Source organism: Luteimonas sp. 100069 (assembly GCF_003813845.1).
Classification (GTDB): domain Bacteria; phylum Pseudomonadota; class Gammaproteobacteria; order Xanthomonadales; family Xanthomonadaceae; genus Luteimonas; species Luteimonas chenhongjianii.
Window position 1 is genome coordinate 44,567 of record NZ_RPFN01000010.1, and the last position, 16,545, is coordinate 61,111.

Below are 16,545 nucleotides of genomic sequence, written 5' to 3' on the forward strand. Positions count from 1 at the left end.
ACCGGCTTTCCGCTTACTGCGTCTGAGTACCGGTGCCGGTCGAGGCGCCGATGCTGTTGACGTCGACGGTCAGCTGACGGTTGATGTCCTGCAGGTTGCCGATGTCCAGCGTGCCCGCGGCCTGCTCGAGCAGCAGCCGGCTCTGCAGGAAGTTGTACTTGGCGAACGCGTACTGCTGGCGCGCCGAGAACAGGTTCTGCTGGTTGATCAGCACGTCGATGACGGTGCGCGTGCCCACTTCCAGTCCGACCTGCGAGGCCTCGTAGGCGGCATTGGCCGAGACCAGCGCCGCCCGGCGCGCCTCGACCTCGGTGATGCCGGCGACGAGATTCTGGTAGGCGCTGCGGGTGTTGCGCTCGATCGAACGGCGGGTCGCCTCGTACTGGTCGGCCGTGATGTCGCGCTGGGCGATCGACTGGCGCACGCGCGACTGCGTGATGCCGCCAGTGAAGATCGGCACCGTCAACGTCACGCCGATGCTGTTGGTCTCGCCGCGGCTGGTGAGCGCATCGACGTTGTCCCGGCCCCAGGTGTCGCTGTTGCCATAGCTGGCGCTCAGGTCAAGGGTCGGCAGGTGGCCGGCCTTCGCCGCGGCGACGCTGTAGTCCGACGCGGTGACCTGGTAGCGCAGTGCCTGCAACTGCGGGTTCTGCTCGATGGCCGTGGCCACCCAGGCTTCGACGTCACGGCCTTCGGGCAGCTGCGGGGTGAAATCGTCGGGGAGGCCGCGCAGGTCGCGGACTTCCGAGCCGGTGATCTCGGCCAGTGCCTGGTAGGCATCCAGCAGCGCATTGCGCTGGAGAATGGTGTTGGCACGTGCGGCATCGTACTGCGCACGCGCCTCGTGCACGTCGGTGATCGGCGCCAGACCCACTTCGAGGCGCTTGTCGGCGAAGTCGAACTGGCGCTTGAACGCGGCCTCGGCGGCCTCGGCGGCGGCCAGGGTCTCGGTCGAGACCAGCACATCGAAATAGGCCGCGGCGGTGCGCGTGATCAGCGAGTCGTTGTCGGCGTCGAGCTGGAAATCGGCCGCCGTACTCAGCGCGCGCTGCGAACGCAGCGTGGAGATCTGGCCCCAGTCGAACAGCACCTGGCCGGCGTTGACCCCGTAGCTGCGCGTGCGTGCGCGGCCGGAGACCCCGGCCACGCGGCTGTCGCTCAGCGAGGCACTGCCGCCGATCTGCGGCAACAACGCGCCACGCGCCTGCACCGCGCCTTCGCGGGTCGACAGGCGCTGCGATTCGGAAATCGAAAGGGTCGGGTCATTGGTACGGGCCAGCTCGTAGGTCTGGACGAGATCGGCGGCAAACAGCGGGCCGGACGTCAGCGCGAGCGCGAGTGACAGGAACAGGGGGCGGCGGAACATGGCGATCCTTCGACGATCAGAGAGTGAACTGCGGCACCGGCGCGGCGCCTGCGAGATAGGCGAGCCCGGTCTCGAACAACGATTCGATGTGCGTGGCGTTGACCCCGTCACCATCGCGGCGGACCTGCACCGCTTCCATGGCCGGTGCACGGCCGCGGACGATGAACATGCGACCACCGGGGCGCAGCCACTGCACGAAGCGCTCCGGCACGATGTCCACCGCGCCGCCGACACAGATCGCATCGAAGCGGCGGTCGGTTTCCCAGGCGAAGACGTCAGCCGTGACCACGTCGACGTTGGCGATGCCCTGCGCCTCCAGCCGGCCGCGGGCGGCGTCGGCGAGATCGGCATGCCGCTCCAGGCTCAGCACGTCGCGGGCGAGGTAGGCGAGGCAGGCCGTGAGATATCCACTGCCGGTGCCGATCTCCAGCACCTCGTCGCCCGGTTCGAGTTCCAGCGCCTGCAGCGCGCGCCCTTCGACGACCGGCTTGAGCATGCTCTCGCCGTGGCCGAGCGGGAGTTCCAGGTCGCTGTAGGCCAGCGCGCGGTGTGCGTCGGACACGAAGGCTTCGCGCGGCACGCGCGAGATCGTCTCCAGGACGCGTGCATCGAGCACGTCCCAGGGCCGTACCTGTTGTTCCACCATCGCCACTCGGGCACGGGCGTAATCGATCGTCATTGTTGCGGGGTTCCTTCGTTCGCCGACGCGCAATTCTAGCGGTGCCGGGGCGGGTCCATCATCGTAGCGGGCGTACGGTCACCGCAGTGCCGGAAGTCACCGGCCCGCCCGGCATGGGCGTCGGCGGCTGCGGGCGCCCACGGGGCTGGTTCAGCGCGTCCCGCGCGCACGGCCGTAGGCGCGCAGGAACATGTCCACCGACGCCTCCAGATGCAGGCGCCGTTGCCGCGCGCAATCGCCGGCGTCGTCGCAGTCGAACACCAGCCGCTGGTAGATGTCGCCCTTGAGCAGCACGAAGAACTGCGCGGCGGCGGTCGGCACCAGCGCGTCCTCGATGTCGAGGTCGCCGGTTTCGATCCGGCGGCGCAGCAGGGTAGCGAACGACGATTGCAGGCGCTCGGGACCGCTCCTCCAGAACCGCTGCGGCAGGCGTTTTTCGACCATCTGCGGCGTGCACAGCAGACGGTGGCCGGCGATCGCCTCGGGCGACGCCACCATCGCGAAGAAGGCCTCGGCCACTTCGAGCAGGCGCTGGCGCAGCGGGGTGTCGGGCGAGGGCTGGAAGACCGAATCGGGCATCTGCTGTTCGCAGTACCGGGTGGCGGCTTCGGTGAACAGAGTGTCCTTGTCGCCGAAGTGGCTGTAGACGGTCAGCTTGGACACCCCGGCCTCGGCCGCGATCTGGTCCATGCTGACGCCCTCGTAGCCCTGCTGCAGGAACATGCGCTCGGCCGCTTCAAGGATCGCCGCGCGCTTGACCAGATCCTTGGGGCGACCCGGCCCGGGCGGCGCCTTCTCGGGCGTCGGAGCAGGAGGCAGCGCGGACGGTTGTGTCGACATGGCGCGGAATACTATACCAGCGAGTTCTGAAAATATACGATACGGCTCCGTATCCCTGTCGGACAGCCGTTGTGCCCTCACGCATGCTTCGATCCAAACCGCGTCCGAATGCCCGGCTGTGGCTTGCTGCCGGCGCGCTGGCATGGGCGCTTGGCGGTTGCAGCGCCCCGGCCGAGCCCGAAGCCGCCGCGCGTCCGGTGCTGGTGGTCCATCCCGATGCGGTGGGCGACGCCGGTGCCTGGACCTTTCCCGGTGAGATCCGGGCCAGGGAGGAGAGCGCGCTCGCGTTCCAGGTGGGTGGCCAGTTGCTGCGACGCGAGGTCGACGCCGGCGCGCATGTGACCCGCGGCCAGATCCTGGCCGAGATCGCACCGGACGACCTGCGCCTGCAGCAGCAGTCGGCGCAGGCGCAGGTGGCCGCGGCCGAGGCGGAGTACACCCGGGCGCGCACCGACCGCGACCGCTACGCCGCGCTCGTCGACCAGCAACTCGTCAGCCGCTCGCAGATGGACGCGCAGGACGCCGCCTACCGCGCCGCACAGTCGCAACTGCGCGCGGCGCGCGCGCAGGCCGACGTGGCCGGCAACCAGGCCGGCTACACGCGATTGCGCGCACCGCGCGACGGGGTGATCGCGAGCCGCGAAGCGGAGGCCGGCCAGGTCGTCGCCGCCGGCCAGGCGATCTTCATGCTCGCCGGCGACGCCGGTCGCGAGGTCGCGATCGCGCTGCCCGAATCGCGCATCGCCGCATTCGCCGTCGGCCAGGCCGCGCAGATCGAACTCTGGAACCGCCCGGGCGAGCGCATCGCGGGGAACATCCGCGAGATCTCGGCGGCTGCCGACCCGCAGGCGCGGACCTACGCCGCCAGGGTCGCGCTCGATGCGGATGCCATCGACGGCGTCGAGCTCGGCCAGAGCGCGCGCGTGACCATCGCGGCGGAACGGGCCGACGATGGCCTGCTGGTGCCCCTGGCCGCGATCCAGCCCGGGCCGGAGGGAGGCAAGGCGGTCTGGGTGGTCGATCCCGCCACCCACACCCTGCAGTCGATCCCGGTTGAAACCGGTGCCTACGGCGCGCGCATGGTGCCGGTGCGCTCGGGCCTGACGCCCGATGCCCTGGTGGTCGCCGCCGGCGGGCATCTGCTGCGCGTCGGACAGCGGGTAACGCCGGTCGATCGCGAGAACCGGCCTTATCGACTGGACGCCTCCAAGCCGGCGGCGTCGGAATGATGGCGGTCCTCATCGCAAGCGGATCCGGCGCGGGGCGGACAGGCCGCCCGCTGCGGGCGGAGAGGTCGGCCGCGGGCCTGTATCGGGCGCGGCAGTCGCGCGGGCACGGGCCGGCGCGTGAGGGCGTCTGCGGAACGGCGGCGTCGCGCGCCGGGGCGCTTCCAGGCGGGCGCTGCCCGTGATGAGCCGCTTCAACCTTTCCGAATGGGCGCTGCGCAACCGCACGCTGGTGCTCTACGTGATGCTGGTGGTGGCGATCGCCGGCATCCTGTCCTACGGCAGGCTCGGCCAGTCCGAGGACCCGCCTTTCACCTTCAAGGCGATGGTCATCCAGACCCAGTGGCCGGGTGCGACCGCCGAGCAAGTCTCGCGCCAGGTCACCGATCGCATCGAAGCCAAGCTGATGGAAACCGGCGACTACGAGTTCCTGCGCTCGTACTCGCGGCCGGGCGAATCGCAGGTGATCTTCTTCGCCCGTGATTCGATGCGCTCGGGGGAGATCCCCGACCTGTGGTACCAGGTACGCAAGAAGGTCTCCGACCTGCGGCCGTCGCTGCCCCAGGACATCATTGGTCCGTTCTTCAACGACGAATTCGGCGACACCTTCGGCAACATCTACGCGCTGACCGGCGAAGGCTTCGACGACGCGATCAAGAAGGACTACGCCGACCGCATCCAGCGCGAGCTGCAGCTGCTCGACGATGTCGGCAAGGTCGAACTGATCGGCCTGCAGGACGAGAAGGTCTTCATCGAAATCAGCAACACCCGGCTGGCGACACTGGGCATTCCGATGGCGGCGGTGCAGCAGGCGCTGTCGGAACAGAACGCGCTGGTGCCGGCCGGCTTCTTCGAGACCGACAGCGCGCGGGTGCAGTTGCGTGTGGAAGGCGCGTTCGCCTCGGTCGAGGCGATCCGCGAATTCCCGATCCGTGCCGGCGATCGCACGGTGCGCCTGGGCGACATCGCGACTGTCGAGCGCGGCTTCAATGATCCGGCCGCGCCGCGCATGCGTTTCATGGGCGAGGACGCCATCGGCATCGCGGTGGCGATGCACGAGGGCGGCGACATCCTCAAGCTCGGCAAGCGGCTGGAGGCCGAATTCGCCCGCCTGCAGGAGTCCCTGCCTGCCGGCATGGAGCTGCGCAAGGTGTCGGATCAGCCGCGCGCCGTGCGCGATTCGGTCGGCGAGTTCGTCAAGGTGCTCGCCGAAGCGGTGATCATCGTGCTGCTGGTGAGCTTCGTCTCGCTGGGCTTCCGCACCGGGCTGGTGGTCGCGGTGTCGATTCCGCTGGTGCTTGCGATGACCTTCATCGCGATGGACCAGTTCGGCATCGGCCTGCACAAGATCTCGCTGGGCGCGCTGGTGCTCGCGCTCGGATTGATGGTCGACGACGCGATCATCGCGGTGGAGATGATGGCCATCCGCATGGAGCAGGGGGATTCGCGCCTCGCGGCGGCAAGTTATGCCTGGACCCACACCGCGTTTCCGATGCTGACCGGAACCCTGGTCACCGCGGCGGGTTTCCTGCCGATCGCGACCGCGGCCTCGAGCACCGGCGAGTACACGCGTTCGCTGTTCCAGGTGGTGACGATCGCGCTGGTGGTGTCGTGGATCGCCGCGGTGCTGTTCATTCCGCTGCTCGGCGAGAAGATGCTGCCCGATCTTGCCAAGCCCCGGCCGCCGCGCCCCGGCTCGCTGCCCGCGCGCTGGCGCGACATGCGCAGCCGCATGGCCGCTCGCTGGCCGCGGCTTGCATTCGCACTGGCGCCGGCCGAGCCCCATTCGCACGCGCATGATCCCTACCAGCGGCCGTTCTATCGCCGCTTCCGCACCTGGCTGCACTGGTCGCTGACCCACCGCTGGCTGGTGATCGGCGCGACCGCGGCGCTCTTCGTCGCGTCGCTGCTGTTGTTCCGCTTCGTGCCGCAGCAGTTCTTCCCCGACTCGACGCGGCTGGAGCTGATGGTCGACATGGAGCTGGCCGAAGGCAGCTCGCTCCGGGCGACCGAGCAGGCCGCGGCGCGTCTGGATGCGATGCTCGAGAACCGCCCGGGCATCGACAGCCGCGTGGCGTATGTCGGCACCGGATCCCCGCGCTTCTATCTGCCGCTGGACCAGCAGCTGCCGCAGGCGAACTTCGCCCAGTTCGTCGTCACGACGACCGACGTCGACGCGCGCGAGCGCATTCGCGCCTGGCTGACCGATGAGGTGGCACCGGCCTTCCCCGAACTGCAGTTGCGCGTGACCCGGCTCGAAACCGGTCCGCCGGTCGGGTATCCGGTGCAGTTGCGGGTGTCCGGCGAACATGTGGAGCGCGTGCGCGGCATCGCCGATGCGATCGCCGCACAGGTGCGCGCGAATCCGCACGTCGCCAACGTCAATCTCGACTGGGACGAGCCCAGCCGCATCGTGCGCCTGGTCATCGACCAGGAACGTGCGCGCGTGCTCGGCGTGAGTTCGCAGCAGCTGGCGCAGTCCCTGTCGAGCTCGCTGTCGGGGCTTCCGATCGGGACCTATCGCGAAGGCCGCGAGTTGATCGGCCTCGTCCTGCGCGGGACGGATGACGAGCGCGACCGGCTGGAGATGCTCGAGAGCCTGGCGATTACCACGGCCAACGGCCAGGCGGTGCCGCTCGGCCAGGTGGCGCGGCTGGAATCGACGTTCGAGGACGGCATCATCTGGCACCGCGACCGACTGCCGACGATCACCGTGCGCGCCGACATCCGCGACGAGGTCACCCCGCCGACGGTGGTCGCCCAGATCCTGCCGACGCTCGAGGACATCCGCGCGTCGATGCCCGAGGGCTACCGGCTCGAGACCGGCGGCACGGTCGAGGATTCCGCCAAGGGCCAGGATTCGATCAAGGCCGGGCTTCCGCTGTTCCTGCTGGTGGTGGTGACGCTGCTGATGGTGCAGCTGCGCAGCTTCTCGCGCGCGGCGCTGGTGCTGTTGACCGCGCCGCTCGGCATGATCGGCGTCACCCTGTTCCTGCTGGTGTTCCGGGTGCCCTTCGGCTTTGTCGCGATGCTCGGCACGATCGCCCTGGCCGGCATGATCATGCGCAACTCGATCATCCTGGTCGACCAGATCGAACAGGACATCGCGGCCGGCCACGCGCGCTGGGACGCGGTGATCGATGCCACGGTGCGCCGTTTCCGCCCGATCGTGCTGACCGCCGCCGCGGCGATCCTGGCGATGATTCCGCTCTCGCGCAGTGTCTTCTTCGGGCCGATGGCGGTGGCGATCATGGGCGGCCTGACCGTGGCCACGCTGCTGACGCTGACCTTCCTGCCGGCCCTGTATGCGGCGTGGTTCAAGGTGCGCGAGGACGAAACGCCGCCGGCCGCATGAGCGGCGACCGGCGGCGGGTCAGGGCAACCAGAGCTTCTCCAGGTCCCGCAGGCCCCAGTCGCCCGGTGCCTCCGACTGCACGATGCGGTCGTCGCAGCCGGCGAGCGACAGGTCGACATCCCGCATCAGCACGCGCGCCTGCCGGCGCGTGCAGTGGAAGATCCGCACCCGCGGCTTCAACAGCGCGGTGGGCACCTGTTCGATCACCACCGCCAGGTGCTGCGACTGCAGGCGCACCAGTGTGCCCACCGGATAGATGCCCAGGCTCTTGACGAAGGCCTGGAAGATGGCCGGATCGAAATGCCCGGTCCACGATGCCATGCGCTTGAGCGATTCCGCCGGGCACCAGCCGCGCTTGTAGGGCCGGTCGGAGGTGATCGCGTCGTAGACATCGCAGACCGCCGCCATCCTGGCCATCTGCGAGATGCGTTCTCCGGGCAGCCGGTGCGGATAGCCGGTGCCGTCCATCTTCTCGTGATGGTGCAGGGCGATGTCGAGCGCCGCCGCGTCGTCGACGCCGCTCTCCAGCAGCAGCCGATGGCCATCCTCGGGGTGCCGGCGCATGGTGCTGTATTCGTCCTCGGTCAGGCTGCCCGGCTTGTTGAGTACGTGCAGCGGCGCGACCGCCTTGCCCATGTCGTGCAGCAGGCCGCCCTTCGCTGCGGCGTGCACCGCGTCCTCCGGCAGGCCCAGCCGCCGGGCCAGGGCCGTCATCAGCCCGGCCACGGCCATCGAATGCAGGTAGGTGTAGTCGTCCGCGGTCTTCAGCCGCGCCACACTGACCAGTGCATGCGGGTTTCGCAGCACCGAATCGCAGACCGCATCGACCAGTGGATCGGCCGCGTCAGGATCGATGGCGCGGCCCAGGCGGGCCTCGGAGAACATCGCCTCGACCAGCGCCCGGCCCGACGCCAGCAGCTGCCGGGCATTCCGGACCTCGTTCTCGAAGTTCGCTACACCCTTCCGGGGGGCGGCCGGCGCGGAAGGCGGCTGCGCAGCCTGGGCCGGCTCGGGCTGCGGCTGCGGTGCAGGTGCAGGTGCAGGTGCAGGTGCAGCTTCGGCAGGAAGGTGGGCGTCCGCCTCGGGGGCAAGCCCCAGGCTCACGTCGATGACCAGCTCCGGCACCCCGCTGTCGCGGATCCGGCTCACTGCTTCCGCGTCGGCCAGAAACGAGCTGCGCCAGAACGGGTGATCCAGCCAAGAGCCCGACAGGCGCTGGACGTACATTCCCGGACGAAGCTGATCGGAGCGGATCGTACGCAGCATGGCCGGCCAGGAAGGACGTGCAGTGATGGGCGCATGCGGGGCACGCATGCCGGGCCGCCTTTGCGGCAGGACGGTCGCCATCTGCGTTGTCGGCCGGTCGGGAGCGGACTTGAGGCCAGGACCAGGCGTTGCCGCACCCCCACCTCGGCGCAGCCACGTGCTCGGCCGTGCCCAGGACTCGGGCACGACGTGTCTGCAGCAGTGAGCGCGGCAAGCCCTGGGCAGATGGCTCCCGAGCATCATCGGGTACCTGCGTTGCACTACTGGCCCAAGTGCACTGGCGGCGGCCTGAGAGACGCCCTGATCAAGCTGCGTCGCGATGCCGCGCCCGATTGAATGAGGCCTGAGGCTTCACCGCACACAGGCCCTCACCAACCGCTACTCCGTTGGAGGCGTGGGGCGGTGATCGAAGCTCAACACCCTCGCCAGCTTCCAGCTGTCGCCCTCGCGTTTCCACAGATGCACGAACTGCGCGATTTCGGCGCCGGGCTCTCCGGCCCTTGCGAAACTGTGCCGACCGGTCTGTATCGCGCCGTAGCCCTGCATCGGGTAGACCTCGAGGCTTCCGGGAACCAGCGTCCTGGTGACCCCGTCGTCACGCGGGCAGGACTTCAAGCTTCGAACCTCGTCACCAAAAGCTGCGCCGGTACGATCGTGATAGAACTCCGCGTCCTCGGTGAATACCGCGGCGAAATCATCCGCGTCGCACGTAACAAAGGCGGCTTCAAAGCGCGCGCTGTCCATGCGTTCCAGCTCGTCGTAGAGCGGGCCGCCGCGTGCCGTGTCCTGTGCAAAGCCGGCCTGGGCAAGGAGTGCCAGCAGTGCGGCGGCAACACCCTGGCCCCAGTGGAAGTGCGGAGCGCCGGAGCGACGCCGGCCCCTGCTCATGGAAGGGATGACGGTGCGCATGGTTTCTCCCTGTAAGACCGAGTGTCCGAAGCCGCGGGCGCTTGCGTGAACTCCATGGCAGCCGCTACCTGCTGGCACTTTGCCCGACGCAACGGCGTCGGCCTGCATGGACTGTCAGGACGCGTTGCGGCGCCGGCGCCACGCGGAAACGAGCCCGCCCAGGGCTGCCCCGATCGCGGCACCGTACAAGGCGCCGCTGGAGAAGTGATGGCCGGTGAAGTGGGCAATGCCAGCTCCGAGCGGCATTGCGACCAGGGCGACCGAGGCACGCTTGCGTCCCTCGCTCAGGCGCTGCGCCTCCACCGCACGTTTGTGGCGGAGTTCCGCCTGGACTTTCAGGTCCGGCTCGAGGATGGCTTGAGCGATCGCCTCTGCCCGTGACTTGTCCATCATCTGCTCCTCCAATCCACGCCCCGACAATTGAACCCAGCCGTCCGTAACGCGAACGGTACCGACGGCGATGATATCCAGAAACCGACATAATCAGCGAAGGCGGGCAGGGCCGGTTCGAATGGAGTTGGCTGGCCATTCTCTCGCGGTAAAAGCGGCCAGTCAGAACTGCTGCGCAGAGTCGAACACGCGCATTCGAATAAATGCCGTCCAATGCGCCATGACCCGCGCCAGTGCCGATGGCAAAGCCAGCGAGGCCAAACCAGGCGGCGGTGCTGAGCCTGCGGCTTGACTCCGCTCCGGCCCAGGCATGCTCGAGCAGTCGCATCGGCTCGATTCGTGATCTGTCGTGACCTTGCACCTTCCTTTTCGAGGACGGCCTGAGGCCCTGATCCAGGCATCCGCGAAGTGGTGCCCGCCGCGGTGCGAGCCCAGCTGGCCAGTCGCGTCGCGCAGTCCCCGCGACGGACCCACGTTGACGGCCATATCGCGCCCGAAGACTCGATCAGCCACGCGAACCAGGAGCACGTCGAACGCGCCGCACGGCCGCCGCGCCCACCGCGAGCAAGCCGCATCACGCCTCAAGCGGCGCGTTTCAATGGCTCGCGTGCTCCCAGCTCCATTGCGGATCGCCCGCGATGCAAGCCAAACGATGCCCGGGGCCGAGTCCGCGCCGTGTCGGCTGCGGGAGGCCGCTCGCATGCCCGCATACAATGCCGCTCGCCGTCCGTTGAGCCTCTGCACATGCGCCCCGTCCTGCTTGCCGGTTTCCTGTTTCCCGCCCTCCTGTTCGCCTCCATGGCGCTGCCGGCCTCTCCAGGCACGGTCGCCGTGGCTGCGCAGCCAACAGGGCCTGGCGCCAGTGCCGTGCTGCTGGGCCGGCTGTTCGATGCACGCTCGGGCAAGGTCGTCGAACAGGGCGTGGTCGTCGTCGCCGGCGACCGCATCCGCTGTGCCGGACAAGAGTGGGATTGCGCGCGGCCGCGAGGCGCGGCAGTGCACGACTACGGCCGCTCCATGCTGCTGCCCGGGCTGATCGATCTACACGTGCATGCGCGGCCGCACTACATCGGCGCCTTCGTGCCGTCGGGCGTGACCACGGTGCGCGACGCCAACAACACCCTGACCACCATCGCCATGCTGCACGCCGCCCCGGGCGCACCGCGCATCCTCACCAGCGGCCCGGCGCTGGACGGACCCGCCAGCGTGCTGGGCGAGGCGCCCTCTCCGCTGGGAAGCCAGACCCTGGAAACGCTGATGCCAGTCACCGTCACCACGGCCGATGAAGCCGCCAGTGCGGTGCAGGCCCTGGTGGGCGCTGGCGCCGACTGGATCAAGCTCTACGAGCAGCTGTCACCGGAAGCGATGGCGGCGGCGGTACAGGCCGCGCGCCAGGCCGGCGTTCCGGTCATGGCCGACCTCGGCCTGGTGCTCACCCGCGGCCTCAGTGGCGCGCAGGTAGATGCGGTGCAGGCCGGCCAGGCCGGCGTCTCGACGCTGGAACACCTTTCCGGCGCCGCGCTGGCCTACCAGCGCATGGGCGGGGACCCACGCGCGGAGCTGGATCCGGCCCTGCTCGACCGGCTCGCCGCCGACATCGCCGCCACCGGCATGGCCGTCGTGCCCACCCGCGCCAACACGCGCCAGTTCAACGCACCGGGCAGCCTGACGCTGGAAGGCCTGCCGGGTGAGGATCGGATACGTCCTCATTTCGAAGGCTTCTGGCGTTACCTGGAGGACGCGGTCGCAGGCGAAAGCGCCAGGGCCGAAAGCGCCGCCGACCTGCGCCTGTCATCGGCCCTGTTGCCGCGCCTGCTTGCTGCAGGCGTGCCCATCGGCGCTGGCTCGGATCTGCCTGCCGCCCCGCAAATGCTGCCCGGCGGCGCCCTGCACCAGGAGCTGCAGGCGCTGGTCGAGGCCGGGCTCAGCCCCGTCCAGGCGCTGCAGGCGGCCACCCATGTCGCTGGAAGTATCCTCGGTCGCGAAGACCTCGGCCGCCTGGAAGCCGGCGCGCTGGCCGACATCCTTGTGGTCGACGGCGACCCGACCGCCGACATCCTCCACACCCGCAAGGTGCGCGCGGTGTGGCTCGACGGGGAGGTGGTCGAGCTGGAGGCGGCGTGGGAGCAAGTGGAGCAGGCGCTGGAAGCGGTGGCGCGGTAGCCGGCTGGTTACCCACGAAAGCTGCCGCCAGAGTCAGGCCGCGCCGCGAAGCGGCGTCGGCTTGAATGATTGGTCAGGCGCGTGCCTGGATACTGCGAAGTACTTCGGCACGTTGCTCCTCGTACTCCGACTCCGTGATCAGATCCTTGGACCGCAGGGAGGCAAGCTCTCGAAGCCGCGCTTCCGCGGAGGACTGTGGGGGCCCTGAGGCCGGAATCGGTCCCGCCGGCACGGCAGGTTTCCTGACCGCCCGAACGATCAGCCAGATGACCAGGCCAATGCCAACCGGTATGGCAAGCATGATGAGCACGATGATCCCGTGCCAGAGGCTGAAACTGCCCATGTGTTTCTCTCCATTCTTGTACAGGCCAGCTCAAGCGGCTGACGCTTGGGTGAAGCCGCGCTACGAAGCGGCGACGGCGGGAATGAATTGTCAGGTGCCACCCGTCTGCGAGTAGAGATACGCGAGCCCTGCTCCTTGTACAACGAGCCAGAGCCACCCGGCAGCAGCAAGTTGAAAGCGCATGTTCAGCGATCGATGGGGCTGCGCCCCGGCCCGGACGATGGAATTGGCGATAACCAGCGATACGCCATGCATGGCCATGCCGCCGCGCGGGTAAAACAAGCCCTACGCCTGGTCGGTTCGCGCCAGGCCCAGATAGACGAGCAAAACAAGAATGGAGACTGCAGCAGCGAGTAGCTTCATGTGCGGCCTGATGCCTGACTTGAGCCGGCCCGCGAAGCGGGGCTGGCTTGAATGACGGCTCGGCCCGCTGACCACCGTCAAGTGGCACGCCAGACGATGCGGGAGCTAGAGAAAGACCACGAGGACAATGCAGATGGCAGCGAGCGCGATGACCCAACACAAACCAACCGCGGAGGTTCTGCGGCGAAGGCAATCCTTGCAGTGCAGAGCGAGCGCGTCCGAACCATCATCCGGGAAGAAAAGGAAAGCTGCGTACCACGGCAGATGTTCCGTCGCGGGGCGCTGTTCCTGGCAGTGCTTGCAGTTCTCTATCATGCGGCCTGACTTCCGAGTTATGCCGACGCGCGAAGCGGGTTCGACCTGGATGAGTCGTCAGGTGCGCTACGGTGCACCTGTGTACTCCGCCCACGACGGCAGTCCGTGCTTGCGGGCCAAATGCCGGAAGTATGCCGCCATGGTGAGGCCAAACAGGGCACCCGCGGCGATGGCAGTGGCCGCCATGAGGATCGCGGGCATGTCCTGATGCACCCAAAGAATGGCCCACATGAACAGCCCCCAGAACAGTCCGAAGAACGCGCCCATTGCCAGTGCCCCAGGCATGAAGGGCGTGAACAATGGCGGTGGAATCTCGATGCCGAAGCGCCATAGCAGGCGCCAGGCCGGTGGGGCTGCCGTGCTCCTGGACACGCCGAGCATCGCCATATGCCGATACATCTCTTCCAGTTTCTCTTGATGCGTCATGAGTGCCAATGCCTGAGTTAAGCCAAGTCACGAATTGGCTTGAACGAACTGTTGGTACTCACCGCCAGAAGCGCATGGCAATGGCCGCAAGCACCAACACCGTGCCTGCGATCGATGCGTAACGACCCGCAGTATGGAAGTCGGTACTGCGGAACCCGTTCTTGTAGATGCCATATGCTATGAGGAGCAAGCCGGTCCCGGCCAGCAGATCGCGCATTTGCTGACCGTAGAAGATGAAGTCAATCACCCGAATGGCGCCAAACGCAACGAAGAGACCGAGGGCTAACTTGGCCGTGTTGCTCATTGGTGTTCTGCGGATTGAGTTCATGCGAGCTCTGTTGTGAGCTAACGCCTGAATCAGGTCGCGCCGCGAAGCGGCGTCGGCCCACGTATCACCTTCACTACTGCGACGGTTCGTTTGATGCGAGAACCCTGCTCAGCTCGCGTCGGTAAACGATCGCTCCGAGGACGAACAGCGCTACGCCCGCAATGAGTGATAGAGGCGTCGCCCTGACTGCCAGGGCAATGCCGATCATCTGCGCCAGTATGGCCAGGTTGAGTTTCGTGCTGGAGATGTACTTGAACATTTCAATTCCTTTTGGGTCGAACACCTGACGCCTGGGTTCGGCCGCGCCGCGAACCGACGTCGGCTTGAATGAACTGTTAGACACTCCCTTCGCGCTCGACGACTAGAACCCTCGCCTCTCCGATCGGGTGTGCCACATGCTCGGTGCCGATGGAAGCGTAGAACACATCCCCGCTTTCCAGAAGCGTGCGTTGCTCGGCCCCCGTTTTGTCGCGGAACCGCATCTCTACGCATCCGGCCAGAACGGCGAAGACCTCCTCACCGTCATTGGTGTGCCATTTGTACGGCTGATCTGTCCAGTGGAGGCGAGTGGTGACACCGCCCATGTTGGCGATCTCGACTGCGCCCCAGGCGCGATCTGCTTTGAACGTGCTGCCGCGGAATACTTTCATGCAGTGGATAGCACCGGAATTAAGCCGCGCCGCGAAGCAGCGTCGGCGTGGACGAATTGTCAGGTGCTGGCCGTGCGCCAGCCGTGCACCGCGAGCCCAACCATGAAAAGTCCGCCGGCCAGCCAAAGCGCTACGGCCAGAACAAACGCGGTGGGCTGCGACGCAAAGCAGATAGTGCCACGGTTGAGGCGACTGAAAATCTCCACCTCGCCCGATGCGATGCCAGGGCACCCGAGGTAGGACGCATACCCGCCGACCACAGCTATCAGCCCAAGGCCGCGGACCAGACCACCCCCGGGCGCTTCTTACGAGTTTTGCTTCGATGCAGCATCCAGCACCTGGTGCTTGAGCTGGGCCGCGCCACGGCGTTGCGTCGTCTTGAATGAATTGTCAGGGCCCAGAGCCGCGTGCTGGGCCCGCTTGAGGAGCTTGGCCGACACGAATAGATTCTTTGCCGGAACGATCAGGCCCGACTCGAAGGGAGTGAAGATCACCGTCATGATGATCATGGGCACCAGGCCGATGGTCCTGGCGCCCGGGTCGATTGCCCGACACGCTGTGTGCACTGCTGCCGCGTAGGCGATCACCGGAGGTACCGTGATGAGCGCCAGCATGGTCGCGATGGCGATGGTTCTCAGCGATGCATGGATCACCGCGGTGGCGACCATTGCGGAGAACCACATGACGTGTACCGCGTAGCTTTGCAGCAACCGTCGCCGCTGCCTTCTCAGGTCCGAGATCAACGATGGTTCCATTGGGACCTCGCGCTTGAACATTGTTAGGCGGCGCACCAGAGCGCGATGCCGCCGATAACAAACAGTACCAGCCAAGACAAGTGCTTGCCCCTTGTAAGCAGGAGGGGCAGGAACCCGGAGGCAACGAAGGTCATCCCAAGGATCTGGAGCATGCCCGATACCGTCAGATCGCCGCGGCCCGCGTGAACGAGCAGGGCGGCAAAGCCATACCAGCCTATCGTAGTGATGTGCCAAGCAAAGCGCAGGGTGCGGGTTGTGAACTCCGATCCGCCGAACAACTTGGGCAGATCATTGCGTCGAAACAGACGGGTGAGAATGTACCTCTCCCCCAGCACGGAGTGCGCCGTGCCGAGAGCTGCCGCAAGGACTGCTGCGATGTAGAGAAGTCCTTCCATAGCCGCCTGACACCTGAGTGAAACCGCGCCGCCCAGCGGCGTCGCCTCGAATGAATGGTTAGGCAGCGGGCCGATTGACCAGGCGAGCAATGAGTGCGCCAGCCAGCAGGCCTAGGAACCCACCAGCAACTCCGTACATCGCGACTCGACCGAACCCGAAGTAGCCGATAGCGGCACCCGCCACGTAGCCGACAACAAAGTACAAGGTCTGACGTCGATGGGCGGCGGCGCGTTGCGCACGGCGTTCCCTGAGTTGCCGAACCTCCGCTTGCTCTTTGAGGCTTGGCTCCAGGATGGCCTGGGCGACTACGTCAGCCTGAGACTTGTCCATGTTTGCGATGTCCTTGTGTGAGCGGCCTAACACCTGAGTTAAGCCGACCCGCGAAGCGGGTGGGACTTCCTTCGATAAAGTGGACACCCGTTGGTTAGGCGCATGTGCGCTCGTACGCGGCGGGTGCGGTGTAACCCAGCGCCGAGTGTAGGCGCTGGTGGTTATAGAAGTCGACGTAGCTGCGGATGGCAGCGTGCAGGTCCTGGTCGCTGGCGAAGGTCTGCCGGTGATACAGATCTGACTTCATGGACTTGTTCCAGGACTCCATGTGCGCGTTGTCGTTCATGCGCTCGGGGCGGTTGACCGACTGGGTGAGGCCGGCGCGCTGTAACTGGCGCTTGAAGTCGCCGGCGATGAACTCGATGCCGCGATCGCTATGGAACAATGTGCCCTGCGCGGGCTTACGCGTGCGCAGAGCCGCAGCAAGTGCGCGGCAGGTCAGCGT

At 67.2% G+C, this 16,545-nt stretch carries 19 protein-coding genes; 4 read left to right on the forward strand and 15 right to left on the reverse strand.

The annotated features are described in order from the left end of the window. Positions 1 to 13 precede the first annotated feature (13 nt). From EGK76_RS15095 to EGK76_RS15105, 3 genes are all read right to left on the reverse strand, one after another. Positions 14 to 1,366 carry a TolC family outer membrane protein gene (locus EGK76_RS15095; protein WP_096296572.1) on the reverse strand — a complete coding sequence of 451 codons (1,353 nt, stop codon included), beginning with the start codon at positions 1,364 to 1,366 and terminating at the stop codon, positions 14 to 16. Positions 1,367 to 1,382: 16 nt separating this feature from the next. Next, positions 1,383 to 2,045, reverse strand: a complete 663-nt coding sequence (locus EGK76_RS15100; protein WP_096296571.1) for a protein-L-isoaspartate O-methyltransferase — start codon at positions 2,043 to 2,045, stop codon at positions 1,383 to 1,385. Between the two features lie 150 nt (positions 2,046 to 2,195). After that, on the reverse strand, positions 2,196 to 2,885 hold the full coding sequence (locus EGK76_RS15105) for a TetR/AcrR family transcriptional regulator (protein ID WP_123833172.1): 690 nt from the start codon (positions 2,883 to 2,885) through the stop codon (positions 2,196 to 2,198). Between the two features lie 83 nt (positions 2,886 to 2,968). Between EGK76_RS15105 and EGK76_RS15110 the strand changes: the two genes are divergently transcribed. Both EGK76_RS15110 and EGK76_RS15115 read left to right on the forward strand, forming a co-directional pair. Next, positions 2,969 to 4,114 (forward strand): efflux RND transporter periplasmic adaptor subunit, encoded by a 1,146-nt coding sequence (locus tag EGK76_RS15110; RefSeq protein WP_123833173.1) that lies wholly within the window; start codon positions 2,969 to 2,971, stop codon positions 4,112 to 4,114. A 181-nt stretch (positions 4,115 to 4,295) separates the two neighbouring features. Continuing rightward, the gene (locus EGK76_RS15115) at positions 4,296 to 7,466 is read left to right on the forward strand and encodes an efflux RND transporter permease subunit (RefSeq protein WP_123833174.1); all 3,171 of its coding nucleotides are present in this window, start codon (positions 4,296 to 4,298) and stop codon (positions 7,464 to 7,466) included. An 18-nt stretch (positions 7,467 to 7,484) separates the two neighbouring features. Here EGK76_RS15115 and EGK76_RS15120 read toward each other — a convergent pair whose 3' ends face one another. The 3 genes from EGK76_RS15120 to EGK76_RS15130 all read right to left on the reverse strand — a co-directional run bounded on the left by EGK76_RS15120 (position 7,485) and on the right by EGK76_RS15130 (position 10,031). Then, complete coding sequence (locus EGK76_RS15120) at positions 7,485 to 8,732, reverse strand: HD-GYP domain-containing protein (RefSeq protein WP_096296567.1); 1,248 nt, start codon at positions 8,730 to 8,732, stop codon at positions 7,485 to 7,487. 378 nt (positions 8,733 to 9,110) lie between these two features. Continuing rightward, complete coding sequence (locus EGK76_RS15125) at positions 9,111 to 9,641, reverse strand: nuclear transport factor 2 family protein (RefSeq protein WP_157745172.1); 531 nt, start codon at positions 9,639 to 9,641, stop codon at positions 9,111 to 9,113. Between the two features lie 114 nt (positions 9,642 to 9,755). Further along, positions 9,756 to 10,031, reverse strand: coding sequence for a hypothetical protein (locus EGK76_RS15130; RefSeq protein ID WP_123833175.1), 276 nt, complete (start codon positions 10,029 to 10,031; stop codon positions 9,756 to 9,758). Between the two features lie 744 nt (positions 10,032 to 10,775). Here EGK76_RS15130 and EGK76_RS15135 point away from each other — a divergent pair. After that, positions 10,776 to 12,194 carry an amidohydrolase family protein gene (locus tag EGK76_RS15135; protein ID WP_123833176.1) on the forward strand — a complete coding sequence of 473 codons (1,419 nt, stop codon included), beginning with the start codon at positions 10,776 to 10,778 and terminating at the stop codon, positions 12,192 to 12,194. Positions 12,195 to 12,267: 73 nt separating this feature from the next. Here the strand turns inward: EGK76_RS15135 and EGK76_RS15140 are convergent, their stop codons facing one another. Beyond that, on the reverse strand, positions 12,268 to 12,537 hold the full coding sequence (locus tag EGK76_RS15140) for an SHOCT domain-containing protein (RefSeq protein WP_123833177.1): 270 nt from the start codon (positions 12,535 to 12,537) through the stop codon (positions 12,268 to 12,270). Between the two features lie 444 nt (positions 12,538 to 12,981). Between EGK76_RS15140 and EGK76_RS15145 the strand changes: the two genes are divergently transcribed. Further along, complete coding sequence (locus EGK76_RS15145; protein WP_123833178.1) at positions 12,982 to 13,224, forward strand: hypothetical protein; 243 nt, start codon at positions 12,982 to 12,984, stop codon at positions 13,222 to 13,224. 57 nt (positions 13,225 to 13,281) lie between these two features. Here the strand turns inward: EGK76_RS15145 and EGK76_RS15150 are convergent, their stop codons facing one another. The 8 genes from EGK76_RS15150 to EGK76_RS15185 all read right to left on the reverse strand — a co-directional run. Further along, complete coding sequence (locus tag EGK76_RS15150; protein WP_123833179.1) at positions 13,282 to 13,641, reverse strand: DUF6404 family protein; 360 nt, start codon at positions 13,639 to 13,641, stop codon at positions 13,282 to 13,284. 58 nt (positions 13,642 to 13,699) lie between these two features. Beyond that, entirely contained in the window at positions 13,700 to 13,969 is a 270-nt protein-coding gene (locus tag EGK76_RS15155) for a hypothetical protein (RefSeq protein WP_123833180.1), read from the reverse strand. A 73-nt stretch (positions 13,970 to 14,042) separates the two neighbouring features. Further along, a complete protein-coding gene (locus tag EGK76_RS15160; RefSeq protein ID WP_096296558.1) occupies positions 14,043 to 14,228 on the reverse strand; it encodes a hypothetical protein in 186 nt (61 codons plus the stop codon). A 76-nt stretch (positions 14,229 to 14,304) separates the two neighbouring features. Beyond that, the gene (locus EGK76_RS15165; protein WP_096296557.1) at positions 14,305 to 14,619 is read right to left on the reverse strand and encodes a cupin; all 315 of its coding nucleotides are present in this window, start codon (positions 14,617 to 14,619) and stop codon (positions 14,305 to 14,307) included. Positions 14,620 to 14,924: 305 nt separating this feature from the next. Continuing rightward, on the reverse strand, positions 14,925 to 15,362 hold the full coding sequence (locus EGK76_RS15170) for a hypothetical protein (protein ID WP_123833181.1): 438 nt from the start codon (positions 15,360 to 15,362) through the stop codon (positions 14,925 to 14,927). Positions 15,363 to 15,397: 35 nt separating this feature from the next. Continuing rightward, the gene (locus tag EGK76_RS15175) at positions 15,398 to 15,769 is read right to left on the reverse strand and encodes a hypothetical protein (RefSeq protein WP_123833182.1); all 372 of its coding nucleotides are present in this window, start codon (positions 15,767 to 15,769) and stop codon (positions 15,398 to 15,400) included. Between the two features lie 58 nt (positions 15,770 to 15,827). After that, positions 15,828 to 16,100, reverse strand: coding sequence for a hypothetical protein (locus EGK76_RS15180; protein WP_123833183.1), 273 nt, complete (start codon positions 16,098 to 16,100; stop codon positions 15,828 to 15,830). A 94-nt stretch (positions 16,101 to 16,194) separates the two neighbouring features. After that, the coding region (locus EGK76_RS15185; protein WP_148087436.1) for an integrase core domain-containing protein at positions 16,195 to 16,545 on the reverse strand (351 nt) is incomplete at its 5' end.